Source organism: Deinococcus rhizophilus (assembly GCF_030271215.1).
Lineage (GTDB): Bacteria > Deinococcota > Deinococci > Deinococcales > Deinococcaceae > Deinococcus > Deinococcus rhizophilus.
In genome coordinates this window covers 1-396 of record NZ_JASNGB010000419.1, presented here as the reverse complement: position 1 = coordinate 396, position 396 = coordinate 1, and the positions used below count along the sequence as shown (strand labels likewise).

Annotated in this window: 1 pseudogene; it reads right to left on the bottom strand. The window is 78.3% G+C overall.

What is annotated here, in order from left to right:
• A pseudogene (locus QOL99_RS17655) lies at positions 1-396 on the bottom strand (AAA family ATPase); the annotation flags it as partial.

Sequence of the window (396 nt, the reverse complement as noted above, 5' to 3'; positions counted from 1 at the left end):
GCCACGCCGGGGGGAGCGCGGCGCAGCAGGTGCTCGGCGGCCCACGCGGCGGGCGTCAGGGAACCGTCGGGCGAGCGGGGCATCTCCCCCCCGAAGCGCAGGTCTGCCGTCACCCGCACGAGCAAGACTCCCGGTGCCTGGGGCAGGGCGCGGCGGGCCGCCTCCGCTTGCGCCGCCGCCTGCCCCGCCCACGAGGTTCCTGATGAAGCCAGCGCCAGCACCCCGGCCACGTCCCCCTCCAGCCCCAGCCGCCGCACGGTCAGCCCCGGCACCTCCTCCAGCGCCCGCTGCAGGTGGTCGAGCAGCACCGTCTTGCCCGCGCCGGGCCGCCCGGTCACGATCAGCCGGGGCGAGCGCCCGGCCCGCACCCCGGCCAGGAACTGCTTGTAGGCGCGT